The organism is Streptomyces sp. A18, assembly GCF_059026065.1.
Window position 1 is genome coordinate 370317 of the sequence record NZ_JBWLKL010000005.1, and the last position, 19571, is coordinate 389887.

17 protein-coding genes are annotated in these 19571 nt (G+C 69.8%); 10 read left to right on the top strand and 7 right to left on the bottom strand.

All coding sequences use genetic code 11. The features are described 5' to 3' along the window. Positions 1-33: 33 nt before the first annotated feature. The 7 genes from rhaI to AC5P1C_RS11760 all read left to right on the top strand — a co-directional run bounded on the left by rhaI (position 34) and on the right by AC5P1C_RS11760 (position 9231). Entirely contained in the window at positions 34-1203 is a 1170-nt protein-coding gene (rhaI, locus tag AC5P1C_RS11730) for an L-rhamnose isomerase (protein ID WP_493865680.1), read from the top strand. A 5-nt stretch (positions 1204-1208) separates the two neighbouring features. After that, positions 1209-3248, top strand: coding sequence for a bifunctional aldolase/short-chain dehydrogenase (locus tag AC5P1C_RS11735; protein ID WP_493865717.1), 2040 nt, complete (start codon positions 1209-1211; stop codon positions 3246-3248). Positions 3249-3513: 265 nt separating this feature from the next. Then, complete coding sequence (locus AC5P1C_RS11740) at positions 3514-5016, top strand: rhamnulokinase (RefSeq protein WP_493865681.1); 1503 nt, start codon at positions 3514-3516, stop codon at positions 5014-5016. Positions 5017-5110: 94 nt separating this feature from the next. Further along, positions 5111-5872 (top strand): (Fe-S)-binding protein, encoded by a 762-nt coding sequence (locus tag AC5P1C_RS11745; protein WP_493865682.1) that lies wholly within the window; start codon positions 5111-5113, stop codon positions 5870-5872. Then, positions 5869-7365, top strand: a complete 1497-nt coding sequence (locus tag AC5P1C_RS11750; protein WP_493865683.1) for a LutB/LldF family L-lactate oxidation iron-sulfur protein — start codon at positions 5869-5871, stop codon at positions 7363-7365. The genes AC5P1C_RS11745 and AC5P1C_RS11750 overlap by 4 nt, the downstream gene beginning before the upstream one ends. Further along, complete coding sequence (locus AC5P1C_RS11755; protein WP_493865684.1) at positions 7362-8045, top strand: LutC/YkgG family protein; 684 nt, start codon at positions 7362-7364, stop codon at positions 8043-8045. Before AC5P1C_RS11750 ends, AC5P1C_RS11755 begins: the two co-directional genes overlap by 4 nt. Before the next feature lie 22 nt (positions 8046-8067). Then, complete coding sequence (locus tag AC5P1C_RS11760) at positions 8068-9231, top strand: ABC transporter ATP-binding protein (RefSeq protein ID WP_493865685.1); 1164 nt, start codon at positions 8068-8070, stop codon at positions 9229-9231. Between the two features lie 11 nt (positions 9232-9242). Here AC5P1C_RS11760 and AC5P1C_RS11765 read toward each other — a convergent pair whose 3' ends face one another. Genes AC5P1C_RS11765 through AC5P1C_RS11775 form a run of 3 tightly spaced genes read right to left on the bottom strand, consistent with a single transcriptional unit; the run spans position 9243 to position 11544 of the window. Next, a complete protein-coding gene (locus tag AC5P1C_RS11765; RefSeq protein WP_493865686.1) occupies positions 9243-10190 on the bottom strand; it encodes an ABC transporter substrate-binding protein in 948 nt (315 codons plus the stop codon). Next, positions 10187-10867: an ABC transporter permease gene (locus AC5P1C_RS11770; RefSeq protein WP_493865687.1), complete on the bottom strand. Its 681-nt coding sequence runs from the start codon at positions 10865-10867 to the stop codon at positions 10187-10189. The genes AC5P1C_RS11765 and AC5P1C_RS11770 overlap by 4 nt, the downstream gene beginning before the upstream one ends. Next, positions 10864-11544, bottom strand: coding sequence for an ABC transporter permease (locus AC5P1C_RS11775; protein WP_493865688.1), 681 nt, complete (start codon positions 11542-11544; stop codon positions 10864-10866). Before AC5P1C_RS11775 ends, AC5P1C_RS11770 begins: the two co-directional genes overlap by 4 nt. A gap of 312 nt (positions 11545-11856) precedes the next feature. Between AC5P1C_RS11775 and AC5P1C_RS11780 the strand changes: the two genes are divergently transcribed. From AC5P1C_RS11780 to AC5P1C_RS11790, 3 genes are all read left to right on the top strand, one after another. Continuing rightward, a complete protein-coding gene (locus tag AC5P1C_RS11780; RefSeq protein WP_493865689.1) occupies positions 11857-12300 on the top strand; it encodes an NUDIX hydrolase in 444 nt (147 codons plus the stop codon). Continuing rightward, complete coding sequence (locus tag AC5P1C_RS11785) at positions 12297-14174, top strand: ATP-binding cassette domain-containing protein (protein ID WP_493865690.1); 1878 nt, start codon at positions 12297-12299, stop codon at positions 14172-14174. The genes AC5P1C_RS11780 and AC5P1C_RS11785 overlap by 4 nt, the downstream gene beginning before the upstream one ends. A gap of 113 nt (positions 14175-14287) precedes the next feature. Next, positions 14288-14734, top strand: coding sequence for an SPW repeat protein (locus AC5P1C_RS11790; RefSeq protein WP_493865691.1), 447 nt, complete (start codon positions 14288-14290; stop codon positions 14732-14734). A gap of 103 nt (positions 14735-14837) precedes the next feature. On the opposite strand, the gene AC5P1C_RS11795 is transcribed toward AC5P1C_RS11790, so the two are convergent. The 4 genes from AC5P1C_RS11795 to AC5P1C_RS11810 all read right to left on the bottom strand — a co-directional run bounded on the left by AC5P1C_RS11795 (position 14838) and on the right by AC5P1C_RS11810 (position 19477). Further along, a complete protein-coding gene (locus AC5P1C_RS11795) occupies positions 14838-16202 on the bottom strand; it encodes a GH1 family beta-glucosidase (RefSeq protein WP_493865718.1) in 1365 nt (454 codons plus the stop codon). A gap of 47 nt (positions 16203-16249) precedes the next feature. Then, positions 16250-17143 (bottom strand): carbohydrate ABC transporter permease, encoded by an 894-nt coding sequence (locus AC5P1C_RS11800; RefSeq protein WP_493865692.1) that lies wholly within the window; start codon positions 17141-17143, stop codon positions 16250-16252. Next, on the bottom strand, positions 17136-18089 hold the full coding sequence (locus tag AC5P1C_RS11805) for a carbohydrate ABC transporter permease (RefSeq protein ID WP_493865693.1): 954 nt from the start codon (positions 18087-18089) through the stop codon (positions 17136-17138). The genes AC5P1C_RS11800 and AC5P1C_RS11805 overlap by 8 nt, the downstream gene beginning before the upstream one ends. 68 nt (positions 18090-18157) lie before the next feature. After that, entirely contained in the window at positions 18158-19477 is a 1320-nt protein-coding gene (locus AC5P1C_RS11810) for an ABC transporter substrate-binding protein (protein ID WP_493865694.1), read from the bottom strand. Positions 19478-19571: the final 94 nt, after the last annotated feature.

The window sequence follows — 19571 nt, forward strand, 5'->3', positions numbered from 1 at the left end:
CCCACCTCGACCGCTCTTTCGGAAGGCTGCGCGATGACCGCCGGAACCAGCAAGGATGCCGTGAAAGCGGCACTCACCACCCAGACCCTGGAGACCCCGTCCTGGGCGTACGGCAACTCCGGTACGCGCTTCAAGGTCTTCGCGCAGCCAGGCGTCCCCCGCACGACCCGCGAGAAGCTGGACGACGCCGCCCGGGTGCACGCCCACACCGGCGTGGCACCCAAGGTGGCCCTGCACATCCCGTGGGACAAGGTCGACGACTACGCTGCCCTGGCCGAGTACGCCACCGAACGCGGCGTGACGCTCGGCGCGATCAACGCGAACGTCTTCCAGGACGACGACTACAGACTCGGCTCGGTCACCAACCCGGACCCGGCTATCAGGCGCAAGGCGCTGGACCATCTCCTGGAATGCGTCGACATCATGGACGCGACGGGTTCACGCGACCTGAAGCTGTGGTTCTCCGACGGCACCAACTACCCCGGCCAGGACGACATCCGCAGCCGCCAGGACCGCCTGTCCGACGCCCTGCGCGCCACCTACGAACGCCTCGGCGACGACCAGCGCATGCTCATCGAGTACAAGCTCTTCGAACCGGCCTTCTACGCCACGGACATCCCCGACTGGGGCACGGCGTACGCGCACTGCCTCAAGCTCGGGCCGAAGGCGCAGGTGGTCGTCGACACGGGCCACCACGCGCCCGGCACGAACATCGAGTTCATCGTCGCGACCCTCCTGCGCGAGGGCCGTCTCGGTGCCTTCGACTTCAACTCGCGTTTCTACGCGGACGACGACCTGATGGCGGGCGCCGCGGACCCCTTCCAGCTCTTCCGGATCATGTACGAGGTCGTCCGCGGCGGCGGCCTGACCTCCGACATCGCATTCATGCTCGACCAGTGTCACAACATCGAGGCGAAGATCCCCGCGATCATCCGCTCGGTGATGAACGTGCAGGAGGCCACGGCGAAGGCTCTCCTCGTCGACGGCGACGCGCTGGACCAGGCCCAGCGGTCCGGCGACGTGCTCGCCGCCAACGAGGCCGTGATGGACGCCTTCAACACGGACGTCCGTCCCCTACTGGCGGAAGTCAGGGAGGACTCGGGGCTCGACCCTGATCCCATAAGGGCCTATCGGCAGTCAGGCTGGCAGGAGCAGATCGTCAAGGACCGCGTGGGCGGCGACCAGGCCGGATGGGGGGCATGAGCGACATGACACAGCACGCACGGATCACAGAACTCCTGGACCGCGCCCACCGCCTGGGCGCGGACCCGCGCAACACGAACTACGCGGGCGGCAACGCATCGGCGAAGGGTACGGCTCCCGACCCGGTCACCGGCGCGGACACCGACCTGATGTGGGTCAAGGGCTCGGGCGGTGACCTGGGCACCCTCACCGAGGATGGCCTGGCGGTCCTGCGCCTGGACCGCCTCCACGCGCTCAAGGAGGTGTACGCGGGCGCGGACCACGAGGACGAAATGGTCGCCGCCTTCGACTACTGCCTGCACGGCAAGGGCGGCGCGGCCCCTTCCATCGACACGGCCATGCACGCCTTGGTGGACGCACCGCACGTGGACCACCTCCACCCGGACTCGGGCATCGCCCTGGCCTGTGCCGCGGACGGCGAGAAGCTGACCGCGGAGTGCTTCGGCTCCACGGTGGCGTGGGTGCCCTGGCGCCGCCCAGGCTTCCAGCTCGGCCTGGACATCGCCGCGGTGCAAGCAGCCAACCCCGGCGCCATCGGCTGCGTCCTCGGCGGCCACGGCATCACGGCCTGGGGCGCCACGGCGGACGAGTGCGAGCGCAATTCACTGCACATGATCCGCACGGCGGAGGCGTTCCTCACCGAACACGGCAAGCCGGCCCCCTTCGGCAGGCACTTGGACGACTGCGCCCCGCTCCCCACCCCGGCACGCCACCACCGAGCGGCGGAGCTGGCCCCGCACATCCGCTCACTGGCGTCTCAGGACCGCCCCCAGGTCGGCCACTTCACCGACACGGACACGGTCCTGGACTTCCTGTCCAGCGCGGAGCACCCACGCCTGGCAGCCCTGGGCACCTCCTGCCCCGACCACTTCCTCCGGACGAAGATCAGGCCCCTGGTCCTGGACCTCCCACCCACGGCCCCACTCCACGAGACGATCACCCGCCTCCAGGAACTGCACACGGCGTACCGAGAGGAGTACGCGGCCTACTACACGCGCCACGCGGACCCGACCTCTCCCGCGATGCGGGGCGCCGATCCGGCGATCGTCCTCGTCCCCGGCGTAGGAATGTTCTCCTTCGGCAAGGACAAGCAGACGGCACGCGTGGCGGGCGAGTTCTACGTGAACGCCATCAACGTGATGCGCGGCGCCGAGGCTGTCTCCGCCTACGCCCCGATCGACGAGTCGGAGAAGTTCCGCATCGAGTACTGGCCACTGGAAGAGGCCAAGCTCCAGCGCATGCCCAAGCCCAAGCCCCTGGCCACCCGCGTCGCCCTCGTGACCGGCGCGGGCAGCGGCATCGGCAAGGCGATCGCGCACCGTCTGGTGGCGGAGGGCGCCTGCGTCGCGGTGGCGGACCTCAACGCGGAGAACGCAGCAGCGGTTGCCGACGAGTTGGGCGGCCCGGACAAGGCCGTCGCCGTACCCATGGACGTCACATCAGAGGAGCAGATCTCGGGGGCGTTCGCCGCTGCCGCGCTGGCCTTCGGCGGAGTCGACCTGGTGGTGAACAACGCAGGGATCTCCATCTCCAAGCCCCTGCTCGACACCACGGCCCGCGACTGGGACCTGCAGCACGACATCATGGCCCGCGGCTCCTTCCTGGTCTCCCGCGAGGCGGCCCGCGTCATGCGGGACCAGGCACTGGGCGGCGACATCATCTACATCACCTCCAAGAACGCGGTGTTCGCGGGCCCGAACAACATCGCGTACTCCGCCACCAAGGCGGACCAGGCCCACCAGGTCCGTCTTCTGGCAGCCGAGTTGGGCGAGTACGGCATACGCGTCAACGGCATCAACCCGGACGGCGTGGTCCGCGGCTCGGGGATCTTCGCGGGCGGCTGGGGCGCGCAGCGCGCGGCGACGTACGGGATCGAGGAGGAGAACCTGGGCGCGTTCTACGCCCAGCGGACCCTCCTCAAGCGCGAGGTGCTCCCCGAGCACGTGGCCAACGCGGTCTTCGCCCTGACAGCAGGGGACTTGACCCACACGACGGGCCTACACATACCCGTGGATGCGGGCGTCGCAGCGGCGTTCCTCAGGTAGTCACGCGCCGGGGCGCCTTGCACCAGCCCCGAGGGCGCTCCCGGGTTGGTGGTCGAGCGGGCCCCATCGACCCGCGGCCGTGTATCCGGCCCAAGGGGGCGTGCCGGTATGTCTGCCCGGAGCACCGTTCGTGGCGCTCCGGAGCCGAAGCACCCCGGCGGCCACCGGACGACAGCGAGGACGGACATACCGGCGCGGCCCCGCCCCCAAGAGCAGCACGCGACCACCGACCACCCGCGCTGGACCTTCAACCCTGCGAGCCACCATGCCCAGTCCCTCCCCCCGACCCCACTCACACCAGCACTTCGCCGCAATCGACCTGGGCGCCTCCAGCGGACGCGTCATGGTGGCAGAGGCCGGCCCCGACACTCTCACCCTCCACGAGGCGCACCGCTTCCCCAACCACCCCGTCCGCACCGCCGGCACCCTGCACTGGGACATCCTCTCCCTCTACAACGGAATCCTGGACGGCCTCCGCGCCGCAGGCTCGGGCTCCACCCCCCTCACCTCCATCGGCATCGACGGCTGGGCAGTCGACTACGGCCTCCTTGACGCGGACGGAGCCCTCCTCGGCAACCCGGTGCACTACCGGGACACCCGCACTGAGGGCATCGCCGCCAAGGCTTGGACGTCGGTCCCACCCGCCGACCTCTACGCCACGACAGGCATCCAGTACGCCCCCTTCAACACCCTGTACCAACTACTGGCCGCCCAAGGGTCCGCCCAACTTGCGGCCGCCAAACACCTTTTGCTCATCCCGGACCTCCTGACGTACTGGCTGACAGGTGAACTCGGCACAGAGCTGACCAACGCCTCCACCACACAGCTCATGGACCCCGCCACGGGCAACTGGTCCCGCGACCTGGCGCCACGCCTCGGCATCGACCTCAGCCTGTTCGCCCCCCTGCGGAACCCCGGCGATCCAGCCGGCCACCTGCTCCCCCAGGTCCTGGACGACACCGGCCTGACCACGCCCGCCCCCGTCACCACGGTGGCCTCGCACGACACCGCGTCAGCGGTGGCCGCCGTCCCCGCCACGACCGAGAACTTCGCCTACATCTGCACCGGCACATGGTCCCTGGCAGGCCTGGAGCTGACCGCACCCGTCCGCACGGAGGAGAGCCGCAAGGCCAACTTCACCAATGAGCTGGGGATCGACGGCACAGTCCGCTACCTGCGCAACATCATGGGCCTGTGGCTCCTCCAGGAGTGCATGCGCACGTGGGAGAGTCACGCCACGGGCGCCCCCAGCCTGGCAGCGCTCCTGCGCGATGCGGCCCTCGCCCCCGCCCTGCGTTCCCTGGTCGACGCGGCGGACCCCGCCTTCCTGACCCCCGGCGACATGCCGCACCGCATCGCCCAGGCCTGCGAGGCCACGGGACGGCCCGCACCCCGCACCCCCGCCGAGACGACCCGCTGCATCCTCGACTCACTGGCGCTGGCGCACCGCCGCGCCATCGAGGACGCCCAACGCCTCGCGGACCGAACCGTGGACGTCGTCCACATAGTCGGCGGCGGCGCCCGCAACGCGCTCCTGTGCCAACTGACGGCGGACGCCTGCGGTCTGCCCGTCGTCGCGGGCCCCGCGGAGGCCGCCGCGCTGGGCAACGTGCTCGTGCAGGCGAGAGCGCACGGTCTGATGGGCGACGACCGCCATGAGATGCGCGCCCTCCTGGCCCGCACCCAGCAGTTGACCCGCTACGAGCCGACCCGCGACCCGGCACGCAGGGCGGCGTGGAGGGAGGCGTCCCGACGCGTCGCGCCATGACGCCCCGCGCCATGACTCCCGCGCCACGACTCCCGCAAAGAAGGCGCAGCGCATACGCTGCATCCATCCGATGATCGACGAGGAGGAACCCGCGATGCGTGTCGCTCTGTTCCTGACCTGTGTCAACGACACGCTCTATCCCGACACAGGCCGCGCGGTGGTGAAACTGCTGACCAGGCTAGGAGTCGAGGTCGACTTCCCGATGGCGCAGACCTGCTGCGGGCAGGCGCACTACAACACGGGGTACCGCCACCAGGCAGAGCCGCTCGCCCGTCATTTCTCCGATGTCTTCGGGGCGGATGAGTACGACGCGATCGTGACGCCGTCCGGCTCGTGCGGCGCGATGGTCCGCGAACTGTACCCGCGCATGGGCGAACGAGCCCGCTCCGAGGGGCGCGGTGACGGCCTGGCGACCACGCTGGCACCCGTCGTCCCCAAGACGTTCGAGCTCACCGAGTTCCTGGTGGACATCCTCGGTGTGACGGACGTCGGGGCGTACTACCCGCACACGGTGACGTACCACCCGACCTGCCACGGCCTGCGCAGCCTCGGCCTCGGTGATCGCCCCACGCGGCTGCTCCAGGCGGTCAAGGGCCTCGAACTGCTCCCGCTGCCGGGCGCGGACGAGTGCTGCGGCTTCGGCGGCACCTTCGCGATGAAGAACTCCGATGTCTCGTCCGCGATGGGCACGGACAAGGTGCGCAACGCCGAGTCGACGGGCGCCGAAGCCCTGTGCGCCGCGGACAACTCCTGCCTGATGCACATCGGGGGCACGCTGACCCGCCTCAAGAGCGGCGTACGCCCCGTCCACATCGCTGAGATCCTGGCGAGCACGGAAGAGGACCCCCTGTCATGAGCGGCACGTTCGTAGGCATGCCCGCCTTCCCCACGGCGGCCCGCGAGGCCGTGGGAAACACGACACTGCGCGCCAATCTGCGGCACGCCACGCACACCATCCGCGACAAACGGGCCCGCGCCGTCGCCGAACTGGACGACTGGGCAGAGCTTCGCGAGGCGGGCAAGCGGATCAAGGACGAGACGCTGCGCCATCTCGACCGCTATCTGCTCCAGTTGGAGGAGTCGGTCACCGCGGCGGGCGGCACCGTGCACTGGGCGGCGGATGCGGACGAGGCCAACCGCATCGTGGCCGAGCTGGTCAAGGCCACCGGCGAGACCGAAGTGGTCAAGGTCAAGTCGATGGCCACGCAGGAGATCGGCCTGAACGAAGCGCTGGAGGCCGAGGGCATCAGCGCGTACGAGACCGATCTCGCCGAGCTCATCGTGCAGCTCGGCAAGGACCGCCCCTCGCACATCCTCGTACCCGCCATCCACCGCAACCGCGGCGAGATCCGCGAGATCTTCGAGCGTGAGATGAGCGAGTGGGGCCGGCCGGCCCCGGACGGCCTCACCGACACCCCGGCCGAACTCGCCGAGGCCGCACGCCTCCACCTCCGGGAGAAGTTCCTGCGCGCCAAGGTCGGCGTCTCCGGGGCGAACTTCATGGTCGCCGAGACGGGCACCCTGGTCGTCGTCGAGTCGGAGGGCAACGGCCGCATGTGCCTGACGCTCCCCGAGACGCTGATCTCGGTCGTCGGCATCGAGAAGATCGTGCCCACCTGGCGGGACCTCGAGGTCTTCCTCCAGACGCTCCCCCGCTCCTCGACGGCCGAGCGGATGAACCCCTATACGTCGATGTGGACCGGCACAGCACAGGAGGACGGCCCGAGCACCTTCCACCTCGTGCTGCTCGACAACGGCCGCAGCGACACACTGGCCGACGAAGTGGGCCGCCAGGCACTGCGCTGCATCCGCTGCTCGGCCTGCCTCAACGTCTGCCCCGTGTACGAACGGGCCGGAGGCCATGCCTACGGCTCGGTCTACCCCGGCCCCATCGGAGCCATCCTCAGCCCCCAACTCCGCGGCACCCAGAGCGAGATCGACGCCTCGCTCCCCTACGCGTCGTCGCTCTGCGGCGCCTGCTACGAAGTGTGTCCGGTGGCCATCGACATCCCCGAAGTCCTCGTCCACCTGCGCGAGCGCGTGGTCCAGGGCGGCGAAGTGATACAGCACGGCACGAAGGTGACGCTGCGGCCCGCGAAGGGGCACGCCGCGGAGCGGGCGGCGATGCGCGCGGCAGCCTTGGCGTTCGGTCGTCCGGGTGTGCTGCGGACCGGGCAGCGCCTCGCGTCCGGCACCCGGCGCCTCCATCCGCGCACGCTCCCCGGCCCCGGCCGGGCGTGGAGTGCGACGCGTGACCTGCCGAAGGTGCCCGCGGAGCCGTTCCGCGACTGGTGGCGACGTACGAACGGCGGCCAGACGCGGACGCCGCAGAAGGGCGGCAAGAAGTGAGCAGCAGGGAGCAGATCCTGGGCCGCGTCCGGCGAGCACTGGCCGACGTGGGGGACGTACGCGATGACGTGCCCCACGGCGGGAGGAACGGCGCCCACGACACCTACGAGACAGCCGTCCCCCGCGACTACCTGCGCGAGCACGGCGACCGCAGCACCGAGCAGACCGTCGAGCTGCTCGCGGAGAACCTCGCCGACTACCGCGCGCTCGTGCACCGCTGCGCGGACGAGGAGCTGCCGGAACTGCTCGTGCGCCTGCTCGCGGCACGCGGGGCACGGACCGTGCTCATGCCGCCCGGCCTCCCGCCGCACTGGCTGGAGGGCGCCGGGGCGACACTCGTCCACGATCTCGCCGAGAGCACCCCGCACGAACTGGACGAGGTCCACAGCGTCGTCACCGGCTGCGCGGTCGCCGTGGCCGAGACCGGCACGATCGTCCTGGACGGCGGCCCCGACCAGGGTCGTCGGCGCATCACGCTCGTGCCCGATCACCACATCTGCGTCGTACGGGTCCCGGACCAGGTCGTCTCCTCCGTCCCGCTGGCACTCGAACGGCTCGACCCGACGCGTCCGCTCACCTGGATCTCGGGACCGTCCGCGACGAGCGACATCGAACTGGACCGGGTCGAGGGGGTGCACGGTCCGCGCACCCTGGAGGTGGTCCTGGTGAGCGGTCCGTGACGTGCCCGGTTAGCGTGAGGGCATGATCCGGTTCGAGCAGGTGAGCAAGCGCTACCCGGACGGCACGATGGCCGTGGACGAGCTGTCCTTCGAAGTCGCCCAGGGTGAACTGGTCACGCTCGTCGGACCGTCGGGCTGCGGCAAGACGACCACGATGATGATGGTCAATCGCCTCATCGAGCCGACGGCGGGCCGCATCTTCGTGAACGACGAGAACATCGCGGACGTCGACCCGGTCCGCCTGCGCCGCCGTATCGGTTACGTCATCCAGCAGGTGGGGCTCTTCCCGCATCGGACGGTCCTCGACAACACGGCGACCGTCCCCGCCCTTGTCGGCTGGAAGAAGGCGAAGGCGCGGGCGCGGGCGGCCGAGCTGCTCGACCTGGTGGGCCTCGACCCGAAGACCTTCGGCTCCCGCTACCCCGAGCAGCTGTCCGGCGGTCAGCGCCAGCGCGTCGGCGTGGCGCGTGCCCTGGCCGCCGATCCGCCCGTACTCCTCATGGACGAGCCGTTCGGGGCGGTCGACCCAGTGGTGCGCGAGCAGTTGCAGGACGAGTTCCTGCGGATGCAGGCCACGGTCCGCAAGACGGTCCTCCTGGTCACGCACGACATCGAGGAGGCGGTCAGGCTCGGTGACCGGATCGCGGTGTACGGGCAGGGGCGCATCGAGCAGTACGACACCCCCGGCGCGGTGCTCGGTACTCCGGCGACGCCGTACGTCGCCGAGTTCGTGGGCGCCGACCGCGGCCTGAAGCGTCTGTCGGTCACCGACATCCAGGCCGACGACCTGGAGCAGCCGTCGGTGGTCCGCCTCGACGAGCCCGCGGCGCAGGCCGCCGCCCGGCTGCGCGAGGAGGACGCCCGCTGGGCCGTCGTCCTGGACACCGACGGAGATCTGCACGGCTGGGTCGGCATCGACGAGGTGGCCCTGGCCGGACAGGGCGGCAGGGTCGGCGACCTGGCCCACCGCATGAAGGCATGGGTGCCGGTCGGCGCCCCGCTCAAGCAGGCCTTCGGTGTGATGCTCCAGCACGACGCGGGCTGGGTCGCGGTCCTCGACGGCGCACGCTTCCTCGGCGTACTGACCCCGGCGAAACTGCACGAGGCCCTGCGCCGCTCGGTGGACGCGGATGCGCAGGGTGTGCCGCGGGACCAGGTGGAATTCGACTCCGTGGCCGACGCGTAGGCCGCGGTCGGCTACAGCAGCCCCTTGTCCTCCAGGTACGTCCGCGCCACGTCCTGCGGCAGCCTGCGCCAGCTGTCCACCTGTTCGTTCATGGATGCCAAGTCCGCTGTCGTCAGTACGGAGTTGAGGCGGCCGAGTGCCTTCGCTACGCCCTCGCTGCCCGCGCGGGAGCGGTTGACGACCGGGACGATGTAGTCGGCGTTCTGGAGTTTCTTGTCGTCCTTCAGGAGGACCAGGCCGAAGTCGTCGAGTGTGGCGTCCGTCGATGTGGTCAGGACCATTTGGTCCTGGCCGCTCTGCACGGCCTTCTTGGCCTGTGTCGTGCCCACGCCCTTGGGGTCGACGGAGGTGATGTCGATGCCGTAGACCTTCTTCAGGCCGGGTTCGCAGTACGGGCGTTGTACGCATTCGTCGCCCGCGGCCAGGCGTACCTTCAGGCCTGACTTGCCGAGGTCGGTCAGTGTCTTCAGGCGGTGCTGCTCGGCGAAGGACGCGGTGACGGCGAACGCGTTCTGGTCGACGGCCTTGCCCGCGTCCAGGACGGTGAGGCCGCGCGGGGTCGCGAGTGCGCGCAGGGCCTTCATCGTGGTGTCCAGGTCGGGCGAGCCGACCGGTTTCGCGTCCGCGCCGTTCTTCTTGGCGTTCAGCCAGTCCGCGAAGGTCGCGGCGTACTCGGGGACGACGTCGATCTGTCCGGACTCCAGGGCGGGTTCGTACAGCTCGCGGTTGGCCACGGAGAGGATCTCCGCGCCGTATCCGTCCTCCGTCAGGAGCAGGGAGTACATCTGGGCGAGCAGGTCGCTCTCGGTGAACCCCGCCGAGCCGACGACCAGATGGCGGCTGTCGCCGGGCGGTGCGGTGACCTCGCCCTGGGTCTCCAGGGACGGGCCGGAAGAACACCCGGCAAGGAGCAGGGCCATCCCGGCCGCCGCGCCCCACACCGTGCGCCGACGCCTCATCCCGTCCGCCCTCTCCCCCGCGCCCACCCGGGAGCGAGCCGTTCGCCGATCTCGAAGAGCCCCTCGACGATGAGGGCGAAGACCGCGACCAGTACGGCTCCGGCCACCACCTGCGGCGTACTGGCGAGGTTGAAGCCGGCCGTGATGATCCGGCCGAGGCCCCCTCCGCCGGCGAGCGCCGCGATCGTGGCGGTGGCCACGAGCTGTACGGCGGCGATCCGCACCCCGCTGAGGACCATCGGCATCGCGAGCGGCAGTTCGACCCGCCACAGCATCTGCCGTCCCGTCATTCCCATGCCGCGCGCGGCCTGTACGACGCTGCGGTCGACGCCGCGCATCCCGACGTACGCGTTGGTGAGCAGCGGCGGCACGGCGAACAGGACGAGCGCGACGACCGTGGGGCCCTCGCCCCACCGCCCGACGGGGGTGAGGAGCAGCAGTACGAGGACGGCGAAGGTCGGCACCGCGCGGCCGACGTTGGAGATGTTGACCGCGAGGGCGCCCCCCTTGCCCAGGTGGCCGAGGACGAGCGCGACCGGCAGCGCGATCAGACAGCTCAGGATCAGGCACACCACGGTGAGGACGAGATGCTGGGTGAGCCGGTGCCAGATGCCGTCGCCGCCCGCCCAGTGCGCCGAGTCGGTGAGCCACTGCCAGGCCCCGCTGATGGTGTTCATGAGCGGACCGCCCTCGTCCACGGGGTGAGGATCCGCTGCACGCCGAGGAGCAGCACATCGGCCAGGACGGCGATGACGACGCACAGCACGGACGCGGTCAGGACCTGGGCCTTGAAGTAGGTGTTCATGCCCGTGTAGATGAGGTTGCCGAGTCCGCCGAAGCCGACGATCGCGCCGATCGTGACCAGGGAGACCGCGGAGACGGTGGCGATGCGCAGGCCGGCCATCGCGGCGGGCAGCGCGAGCGGCAGCTCGACGGTGAGCAGGAGCCTGATCGGCCCGTAGCCCATGCCGCGGGCGGCCTGCCGGGTGTCCTCGGGTACGCCGCGCAGACCGGCCAGGATGTTACGGACGAGCAGGGTCAGCGAGTACAGGACGAGTCCCGCGACGACGAGGGACGCGGAGAGGCCGTACACGGGCAGCAGCAGCGAGAACATCGCGAGCGAGGGGATCGTGTAGAGCACCGTGGTCAGCGCCAGGACGGGCCCGGCCGCCAGGGACCAGCGGCGGGCGGCGACGGCCAGTGGTACGGCGATGACGAGCGCGATGAGGACGGAGGCCGCGGTCAGCTCCAGATGCTGGACGACCGCGTCGACGATGATCTGGCGGCGGGTGCTCAGATACTCACCGCAGATCCACTCGTTGCGCGCTAGGCAGTCGTCCGGGGGCGCGGTCACCTGTTCATTCCAGCGGGCGGGGCGGGGGTCGGCGCGTTCTGGTCCCCCGTACGGGCGTCGCGGTGATTCGCCCTGACGAGCACCGACGCAGTCCCCGCAGCGGCAATCCCCGGATCGGGTGGTTCGATCCGCCGGAGTGAATCGAACGCAAGATCACGGACCGTCGACCCAACGGCGCGGCGCACCGGCGCGGCCCGCCGGGTCCGGCTTCGAACTTTAGGGCGAGACTTCGCTCCCGCGTCACCGTTACGCACCATCGGTCGACGGGGTTTTCCGAGCGTCTGTCCGTACCGATGCCGCCAGGGAGCCCCATTGGAACTGCACGCCAACATCGTCGGTGTTCACCTTGTGTTCGAGCGGGCGGGCAAGGTCCTTCTCGGCCTGCGCTCGCCCGACTCCGGCTACGCCCCCGACACCTGGCACCTTCCGGCCGGTCATCTCGAACGGGAGTCCGCCACCGGGTGTGCCGTGCGCGAGGCGCACGAGGAGCTCGGCGTCACCATCCATGAGCAGGACCTGCGGCTCGTCCACATCGTCCACCACCGGGACAGCGACGACGGCAGGGCGCGCATGCAGCTGCTCTTCCACGTCCTCGCCCACAGCGGCACCCCCGCGATCCGCGAACCCGACCGCTGCGCCGCCCTGGAGTGGTGGCCCTACGCCGCCCTGCCCTCCCCTCTCGTCGACTACACGGCGGTCGCCCTGACCGGCATCGCCGCGGGCCGTACCTACACGGAAATGGGGTGGTCGGCGTGACGACACCCCTGGCATCCGCGCCACCGACCCCGCCGCCTCCGGCAGAGCTCACCTTTGAGGGGACCCCCGGCAAGAACCCGCTCGGCGAGGCGTCCTTCCGGCTCATGTGCTCACGGCTGCCCTCAGTCCTCGCCCGTACGACCCGGATGGCGTGGGAGGCCGACCGGCGGGCCGTGCTCCTGCTCCTGGTCTGCCAGCTCCTCGTCGGCGCCGGCGCTGCCGTGCAGCTCGCCTTCACCGCCACCGCCATGCAGCCCGTCCTCGGCAGCGGACCCGCCGCCGACCGCTTGCGCGCGGCGCTCCCCGCCCTCGTGGTCATCGCGGTCGCCGCCGCCGTCACGCGCGTGGCCACCGCGCTCTGCTCGTACGCCGACGGGCGCATCACCCCGCGCCTGACGACCGGCGCCGACACCGCCCTGGTCGCGGCGGTGTGCCGGGCCGAGGCCGCCGCGTACGCGCAGCCGGGGTTCGCCGACCGGCAGGAGGCGGCCGAGATGGGGGTGACGCGCAGCCGCCTGATGGTGCAGGACGCGACGCGGTTCACGGCCGCCCTGGTGCGCATGGTCACCGCGTGCGGGGTGCTCTCCGTGCTGCATCCGCTGATGTTCCCGCTGCTCGTCCTCGCGGTCGTGCCCTCCGGGGCCGGGGCGGTCCTCTCGGCACGCGTCACCTACGAGACGCACTACGCGAACGTCGGCGACCGGACCGTACGCCAGATGATGCGGTGGTGGTCGACGACCCCGAAGTACAGCGACGAGGTGCGCGCGAACGGCATGACCGGCTACCTGCTGCACTGGTACCGGGCCCTGTCCGCGCGCATCGACCGGCGCACGCTGTCGGCCGCGCCGCGGATGCTGCGCATCGTCCTCGCCAGTTCGGCCCTCGGCGGGATCTTCCTCGTCGCCACCTGGGCGACGCTCGCCTGGCTCGCCGTCTCGGGGCGGGTGGACCTCGCCGCCGCGGCCACGGCGGTCGTCGCCGTGCAGACGTCGCTGGCCGCGCTCTCCCAGGTGGTGATCCATGGCGCGGCGATGTTCCACACCAGCCTCTACCTCGCCGATATGCGGTCGTTCCTCGTTCTCGCCCGGGAACTCGCCCCCGGACGGGGCGCGTCGACCGCCCCGGCGCAGGTGGCGGAGATCCGCGTCGACGAAGCGGTCTATCAGTACCCCGGCAAGGACACACCGGCCGTCGACCACGTCTCCCTCACTCTCCGCCGCGGCGAGATCGTGGCCGTCGTCGGCGAGAACGGCTCGGGCAAGTCCACCCTCACGCGCCTGATCACCGGCATCTACCTCGCCGACAAGGGCCGCGTGACCTGGGACGGGGTCGACCTCGCCACGGCGGACCCGGACACCGTGTGGGCCCGCACCGGCCTGGTCCCGCAGAACTTCGCCCAGTGGCCGCTGCGGGCCAGGGAGAACGTGACGCTCGGCCAGCCCCGTACGGCCGACGACGGACCGGTGTGGGACGCCATCGACACGGTCGGCATGCGTGACGCCATCGAGGAGCTGCCCAGCGGCCTGGACACCCTCCTGGCCCGCGAGCTCTTCGGCGGCTGCGAACTCTCCGGCGGGCAGTGGCAGCGCATCGCCTGCTCCCGGGCGCTCTACCGCCGCCCGCCCCTGCTGATCCTGGACGAACCGACCTCGCAGATGGACGTCCGCCGCGAGCGCGACGTGCTCGACGCGCTCAAGGCGACCGCCCCCGACCAGATCACGGTCGTCGTGACGCACCAGCTGGAGAACACCAAGGTGGCGGACCGGATCGTCGTCATGCGGCACGGCCGGATCACGGAGCAGGGACCGTACGAGGAGCTGGCCCACGGAGGCGGCCTGTTCGCCGAACTGCTCGCACTCTCCAAGGACCGGTAGGCCGGACACTCCCCACAACTACGCATAAAGAAAAAATAAGAGCAGAATGGATATGCGCGACATTCCGCCGCGCTACGTGATCAGGCCTGCATGAACCAGAGGAGACGAGTCTGATGGCCGACGTCTCACACAGGGGAGATATAGGCGCTCACCCTGACGTATCCGAAATGCGGGATCGGTACGCCCGCGTCCTCGGTGGACACGATGTGGCACTCGTCGACGGGCCTGTGTTCCTCACAGGTCTCTTCTGTGCCATTTCCCCCTGGGTGGTCCACTTCACCACCAGCCAGCCCGTCCTCACGACGCACAACCTCATCATGGGCATCGCGATCGGCCTGCTGGGCCTCGGCTTCACCGTCGCGCCGGCCAGGATGTACGGCCTGAGCTGGGCCATGTGCGCCATGGGCGTATGGATGATCGTGTCGCCGTGGATCGTCGGCACGAGCCCTGACACGGGCGTCGTCCTCACCAACATCATCATCGGCGCCCTGACCTTCCTGCTGGGCCTTGTGTGCGTCGGAGCGGCGGCGAGGGAGGGCCGCAAGCCGAACCCGGCCTGACCGGGGAAGGACGACCGGAGAGGCAGGGTGAAGACACCGACAGCGGCCCCCGGAACGGCGGAGAGCCGGGAGCCGCTGTCGGCCGTGCGGGGCCGTGTCCGGGTCAGGCGGCGCGGCGTACTCGCCCCCGGTGGCCGCGGATGATGTCGGCGTAGCGCAGGCCGCTGGCCTTGACCGTGCGGCGCTGCGTCGCGTAGTCGACGTGGACCAGGCCGAACCGCTTGTCATAGCCGTAGGCCCACTCGAAGTTGTCGAGCAGCGACCACGCGTAGTAGCCGGCCAGGGGCGCTCCCTTGCGGGCGGCGCTCGCACAGGCGGCGAGGTGCCCGATCAGGTAGTCGGTGCGCTCGGGGTCGTCGACGGTCCCGTCGGGGCGCACGACGTCGGGGTAGGACGAGCCGTTCTCGGTGACGTACAGCTTGCGCGCCCCGTACTCGTTCGTGAGGCGCAGCAGGAGTGTCTCGATGCCGCTCGCGTCGATCTCCCAGTCCATGCCGGTGCGCGGGACTCCCGCGCGGCGGATCTGGTGGGCGTGGGGCGCGGGGCCCGCGGGGTCGTCGGAGACGACGGCCGGGAAGTAGTAGTTCAGGCCCAGCCAGTCGAGCGGCTGCGCGATGGTCGCCAAATCGCCCGCACGTTCGGGGAGTTCGACTCCGTAGACCTCACGCATGTCGGCGGGGAAGCCGAGGCCGTGGACCGGGTCGAGCCACCAGCGGTTGGTGTGGCCGTCCACGCGGCGGGCGGCCGCGACGTCCTCGGGGCTTTCGCTCGCGGCCTCGACCGTGGAGAGGTTGTTGACGATGCCGATCTGCGCTCCGGGCGCTGCGGCGCGGATGGCCTGGGTGGCGAGGCCGTGCCCTAGCAGGAGGTGGTAGGAGGCCCGTACGGCGGCGGTCAGGTCCGTCAGGCCCGGCGCCATCCGGCCTTCGAGGTGGCCGATCCACGCCGAGCAGAGGGGCTCGTTGAGCGTGGCCCACTGGGTGACGCGGTCGCCGAAGTGCTCGGCGGCGAGGGACGCGTACGCGGCGAAGTGCTCGGCCGTGTCCCGCTCGGGCCAGCCGCCGCGGTCCTGGAGGACCTGCGGCAGGTCCCAGTGGTAGAGGGTCACCGACGGGGTGATGCCCGCTTCGAGCAGCCCGTCGATCAACCGGTCGTAGAAATCGAGGCCCTTGGCGTTGGGCGGCCCGTCGCCGCCGGGCACGATGCGCGGCCAGGCGAGGGACAACCGGTAGGCGTTGGTGCCCAGTTGCCGCATCAGCGCGATGTCATCGCGCCAGCGGTTGTAGTGGTCGCAGGCCACGTCACCGTGATCGTCGTTGTCGATCTTGCCGGGGGTGTGCGAAAAGGTGTCCCAGATGGAAGGGGAACGGCCGTCCTCGGTGACGGCCCCTTCGATCTGGTACGCCGATGTGGCCGTGCCCCACGCGAAGTCGTGCGGGAGTGCGGCAAGGTCGATGAGCTCGGACACAGACGACACGGACGTCCTCTCAGACGGGTTTGTTGCCGGGGGATGGATCACTTGACGGCTCCGGCGGTGAGGCCGGCGACCAGGTAGCGCTGGAGCAGGAGGAAGCCCGCGACCACCGGCACGCTGACGACCAGCGACGCGGCCATGATCTGGTTCCAGTAGACGTCGTTCTGGGTGGAGTAGCCCTGGAGGCCGATGGCGAGAGTGCGGGTCGCGTCGTTCGTCATGACCGACGCGAAGAGCACTTCTCCCCACGCGGTCATGAACGCGTAGACGGCCACCGCGACGATGCCGGGGATCGCGGCCGGCACGACCCGGAAGAGCGCGCCGATGGGCCCGCAGCCGTCGACGAGCGCCGCCTCGTCCAGGTCGCGCGGCACCGAGTCGAAGTACCCGATGAGCATCCAGATCGAGAAGGGCAGCGAGAAGGTCATGTACGTGAGGATGAGTCCGCCCCGCGAGCCGAACAGGGCGATCCCGGTGGCGTTGCCGATGTTGACGTACATCAGGAACAGCGGCAGCAGGAACAGGATGCCGGGGAACATCTGGGTGGACAGGACCGTCACCGTGAAGACGCGCTTGCCGCGGAACTGGTAGCGGCTGACGGCATAGGCGGCGAAGACGGCGATCACCACCGAGCAGACGGTGGCCGCGCCCGCCACGATCAGCGAGTTCATGAAGAACTTCGCCAGCGGAACGGTCTTCCAGATGTCGATGTACGGGCGGATCGTGAGCCCGCTCGGCACCCAGCGGAACTGGCCCGACACGTCCTGAAGGGGCTTGAGCGAGCTGGACACCATCACGAACACCGGAAGGAGAACGAAGCCCGTGAGCAGCGTCAGGAAGATCCGCCGCGACCAGAGGAACGAGCGGGGTGCCGCCATCGGCGACCGGGGCTTCGTCGCCCCACGGGGCCGCACGGCCGTGCGGACGCTAGACATGGGCGGACTTCCTCTCGCGTGAGGTGAGCCACAGGTAGATGCCCGTCACCGCGAGCAGGAACAGGAGCAGCAGCACGGACATGGCGGAGCCGGTGCCGAAGTTCCAGGTGGCGAACGAGGACTGGTAGATGTGGATCGAGATCAGGTCCGCCGCCTCGGGCGCCGATCTGCCGAACAGGATGTACGGCGTGTTGAAGTCGTTGAACGTCCACAGGAACAGGACGAGTACGAGGACCTGGTTGACGGAGCGCAGGGACGGCAGCGTGATGCGGCGGATCTGCTGCCACATCCCGGCGCCGTCGAGCGCCGCCGCCTCGTACATCTCCCGCGGGATGTTCTGCAGCCCGGCCATCATGATGAGGAAGGCGAAGGGCCAGCCCTTCCACACCGACACGGTGAGCAGCGCGACGAAGCTGTTGTCGCCGATGAGCCAGAACGGCGCGCTGTCGGTGAGGCCCAACTGGTCGTGCAGGACATGGTTGATGAGGCCGTTGTCACGCTGGAACATGAAGCCCCAGGTGATCACCGCGGCGTAGACGGGAAGTGCGTACGGGACGAGAAAGAGCGCCCTGAGGAAGCCGCGCCCCTTGAACGTCTCCTGCAGATAGATCGCGGCGGTCGTCCCGATCAGCCAGCACAGGCCGACCGAGAGCACCGTGAACGCGCAGGTCACGAAGAACGAGTGCAGCAGCGCCTCGCCCACCGGCGCGTCGAAGTCCACCGCGATCTTGTAGTTGTCCAGGCCCGACCAGGGCGCGGCGCCCCAGTCGCGGATGAAGAACTGGGTGAGCTCCTTGAAGCTCATCACGCCGCCGATGACGATCGGCAGCAGGTGGACGAGGAGTTCGAGCAGCAAGGCGGGGAGCAGCAGGAGGTACGGGAGGCCGATGCGGCGGAGCCGTCCGGGGCGGCGGCGCGGCCCTCGGGGGCTCTCCGGGGTGGCCACGGACGGCTCCTTCGCGTCCTGAACGATGGTGGTGGTCCCAGAAGTCCCAGAAGTCACGGACGTGTCGCTCACTGCTGGGACATCTGCTGCTGAGCCTTGACCAGTTCGGCCTTCACCGAAGCGGTGGTCACCTCACCGCCGTCCGCGGCCGTCGCGAAGAGGTTCTTCACGGCGGTGCCGACCGCGGTCTCGAACTGCGACTCGTTGGCCACCTGGGGCAGGGGCGCGGCGCTCTCGGCGAGGGTGTCGCGCAGGACCTTGAGCTCGGGGCGGTCGAAGGCGGCGTCCTCCTGTGCGGCCTTGACGGGCGGCACGGAGCCGTAGGACGCGCAGAGGATCTTCTGTTCCGCTTCGCTCGTCATGAACTTCACGAACTTCAGCGAGCCGTCGATGTTCTTGGTGTTCTTGAAGACGGCCATGTTGATGCCCGCGACCATCGAGTTGGTGGCCTTGCCCTGGCCCGGGGTTCCGGAGGCGACCGGAACGGGCGCCACGCCCCAGTCGTCGTCGCTCATGCCCTGCGACTTGAAGGTGGTGGCCGCGGCCTGCCACAGCACCATCGCCGTCTTGTCCTTGGCGAAGTCGCTCAGGGACTGGTTCTTCGAGTACTCGGCGTTGCCCGGGGCGATGATCTTGTCCTTGGCCATCATGTCGACGTACTGCTTGACGGCCGCGACCGCGCCGTCGGAGGTGAAGTCGGCCTTGCCGTCCGCGGTGAAGAAGTCGGCGCCGTGCTGTTTGCCGAGGGCGAAGACCTGGTGGATGTTGTTGGCGAGGTTCGATCCCTCCGCGCCCAGGGCCCACTTGTCGTCCTTGGAGAGCCTCTTGCCGTCCGCGACCAGCTCGTCCCAGGTGGCGGGCGGCTTCTCTATGCCGGCCTCCTTGAACATCTTTTTGTTGTAGTAGAGCGCGTAGGCCATGGAGTACAGCGGGACGGCGGCCGGGTCCTTGTCCGGCGCTCCGGCCGAGGCGAGAGCGGACTCCACGAAGCGGTCCTTGCCGCCGATCTTCTTGAAGTTCTTCTCGTCCCAGGGCAGCAGGGCGCCGCTGGCCTGCAACGACGCGCTCCACGTGTTGCCGATGTTCAGGACGTCGGGGCCCTGGCCCGACGTCGTCGCGGTCAGGATCCGGCTGAGCAGCTCCGACCACGGGATGACCTCGAGCTTGACCTTGATCCCCGTCTGCTTCTCGAACTTGGCGAGTTCGGGCTTGAGGATCTTCTTGTCCGCCTCGACGTTGGGTCCTTGGTTCGACGCCCAGTAGGTCAGCGTCTTCGGCGAGTCGTTGGACCCCTCGCCGCCCGTCGTCGAACCGCCGCCGCAGGCGGACGCGGTGAGGGCGAGCGAGAGAGTGGCGGCGCCGACGGCGGCGGCTCGGAATCTGCGCATGGCTCCAGGTGTCCCTTCCGGAGGGAGTCATGGGGAGGACGGCTGGACCAGCGCCCGGTCGAACGGGCGCCGCGTTCAACTCTTGAATGCCCTC

Coding starts and splice junctions, on each gene's coding strand:
- rhaI (WP_493865680.1), top strand. CDS start 34: ATGACCGCCGGAACCAGCAAGGATGCCGTGAAAGCGGCACTCACCACC.
- AC5P1C_RS11750 (WP_493865683.1), top strand. CDS start 5,869: ATGAGCGGCACGTTCGTAGGCATGCCCGCCTTCCCCACGGCGGCCCGC.
- AC5P1C_RS11740 (WP_493865681.1), top strand. CDS start 3,514: ATGCCCAGTCCCTCCCCCCGACCCCACTCACACCAGCACTTCGCCGCA.
- AC5P1C_RS11800 (WP_493865692.1), bottom strand. CDS start 17,143: ATGTCTAGCGTCCGCACGGCCGTGCGGCCCCGTGGGGCGACGAAGCCC.
- AC5P1C_RS11745 (WP_493865682.1), top strand. CDS start 5,111: ATGCGTGTCGCTCTGTTCCTGACCTGTGTCAACGACACGCTCTATCCC.
- AC5P1C_RS11765 (WP_493865686.1), bottom strand. CDS start 10,190: ATGAGGCGTCGGCGCACGGTGTGGGGCGCGGCGGCCGGGATGGCCCTG.
- AC5P1C_RS11810 (WP_493865694.1), bottom strand. CDS start 19,477: ATGCGCAGATTCCGAGCCGCCGCCGTCGGCGCCGCCACTCTCTCGCTC.
- AC5P1C_RS11790 (WP_493865691.1), top strand. CDS start 14,288: ATGGCCGACGTCTCACACAGGGGAGATATAGGCGCTCACCCTGACGTA.
- AC5P1C_RS11770 (WP_493865687.1), bottom strand. CDS start 10,867: ATGAACACCATCAGCGGGGCCTGGCAGTGGCTCACCGACTCGGCGCAC.
- AC5P1C_RS11735 (WP_493865717.1), top strand. CDS start 1,209: ATGACACAGCACGCACGGATCACAGAACTCCTGGACCGCGCCCACCGC.
- AC5P1C_RS11760 (WP_493865685.1), top strand. CDS start 8,068: ATGATCCGGTTCGAGCAGGTGAGCAAGCGCTACCCGGACGGCACGATG.